We start from the raw sequence: 1,847 nt of genomic DNA on the forward strand, positions 1-1,847 counted from the left end.
GGCGAACTAGAGAGTTTATCTGTATGAATATGAACTCTCTACTGAGTGTTGCACTTCAGATGACGGAGGGCGATCCCGCATGACATCTAGCAAAATCATGTAAAGCGGCAAAAACATATCTATCTAAAGCCGTGGTTTAATTTAAGGCGGTCGACAACCTTAAACAGATCCCGTAAGCGTCGCTACCTCGGTAGGCGTCACACAGCGTTACGTGCCTTGAATCGGCACACTCCACTACTGTGCTCTCACATGACTCTACGGTTCGTATAGATTTTTAGACACTCGTTACGCTTGCTACAGACCTAACGGCCTTTCGCAACTCCGCTCTGCTAAAAACCCGAACCTACCTCGGCCTACTCACCCCGTGCTTAGCACTCCATGGCTCGCAGCGTTTAGTTAATTTTAAATAAAATTAATGTAAATCAATGATTTATATATTGATTAGGGAAGTATAAAAATAATATAAAGAACAATAAGTATTAAGAGATAGGTTTTTTATCAATGCCAAATATTTTGGATCAATTTTCGCTTAAATATAATGAAACACAACTACGCAATGCTACTAAAGATGCGGCCAGTAATAATTTAAAGCTTAATGCATTAAAAGATAGTCTCGAGGAAGAAATAAATTGTTTCTTTGAAAATAGAAAAATAATTGCCTCTTCAAGTCAACCATTTTTCGAAAAAAGTGATGTTCACTTTTTTGAACATCATAGTTTATCTTTTCAGTCTGTATATAAAAAATATAATAGCGTAAAAGATTTTTGTGAGACAGCTTATAATGCCTTTGAAAAACCCTCTGTAAGTATACAAAAAAACCCACTTACAATTGAAAAAAAAAGATCAGCAATTTTAAATAAAAGAAGTTCATCAGTAAGGAATTCAAAAGGATCTGGGTGGCTATCTCGTTCTTCATCTCAAATTAGATCTCCATCTCCATCTCCATCTCCATCTCCATCTCCATCTTTACCTCAAGAAAAGTCTTTAGTTAAACCACAGAGCAATATCGAAAATTATTTTTTTAACTCAGATAAAGTTACTCCTAAATCTCGCGGCCGTTCTCACAGACGTTCTCAGTCTTATAGTCAAGATCCATATATGTTTCTTTCTAGTAAGCCTTCTAAAATTGAGGCTGCTATTCCACCTTTAAAGCAACCTGAATCCGATAATATGGAAGCAACAGCGCAAGCTCCTGTCAGTAGTGTTACCTTTGAAATTAGAAAATATAGCAGTGATTTATTTGAAGGAAAAAGAAATCCATGTAAATTATTAATGGAGAGTGACAATGTAAAAAAAATTCAAGAAATAATTTATAATTATGAATCCTGGCAAACCTTTAAAGAAAATGAAGATAATAAAAAAATAACATTTAAACAATGGTTAGATATTGAAGAAAAAGATAAGATGAAGGTTAAGCTTGAGAATCAGGCTATTATACAAAAAGACTTACAATTTTGTAAAAAAGTTGATCTTCCTCTTAAATCAGAATCAGAATTATTATCTTCAACATTATTTTTGGATACTAAAAAGACTGAATCTAATCCGGATATGGTTGTTAATAATGATGATTATTGTGGTTCAATGAAATTGGACACATAGGTGAGAGATTAGGCACTGTTGCGAACAAGGATAGGCTCGCTGAGTACAGGTCGCGACTTTAGGAGGGCCGTTGTATAGTTTATCGTTGTCTGTATGATTAATCGCTTGTTAATCAACACAATGAGATAGTTAGTTTGATTCAATTCACGCTTAAACATCTTTTCCAAACTGGCAGAGCTTGGTGGCGCTACTATGTGGCCAATCGCGATAATATTCCTCGCTCTGTGGTTGAAGTCGTCGTGAAAATG

Annotated in this window: 2 protein-coding genes; one reads left to right on the forward strand and one right to left on the reverse strand. The window is 35.2% G+C overall.

Going from position 1 to position 1,847, the window contains the following annotated elements; all coding sequences use genetic code 11:
- The first annotated feature begins 501 nt into the window (after nt 1–501).
- Nucleotides 502–1,599 (forward strand): hypothetical protein, encoded by a 1,098-nt coding sequence (locus C200_RS04835; RefSeq protein WP_032126348.1) that lies wholly within the window; start codon nt 502–504, stop codon nt 1,597–1,599.
- A gap of 8 nt (nt 1,600–1,607) precedes the next feature.
- Here C200_RS04835 and C200_RS16620 read toward each other — a convergent pair.
- Nucleotides 1,608–1,847: hypothetical protein (locus C200_RS16620; protein WP_080750119.1), on the reverse strand; the 240-nt coding region annotated here is incomplete at its 5' end.

It is taken from the genome of Piscirickettsia salmonis LF-89 = ATCC VR-1361 (assembly GCF_000297215.2).
Classification (GTDB): Bacteria; Pseudomonadota; Gammaproteobacteria; order Piscirickettsiales; family Piscirickettsiaceae; genus Piscirickettsia; species Piscirickettsia salmonis.

Bases quoted from the DNA above. Each gene is read 5' to 3' on its own strand.
- C200_RS04835 (WP_032126348.1), top strand. From the start codon at position 502: ATGCCAAATATTTTGGATCAATTTTCGCTTAAATATAATGAAACACAA.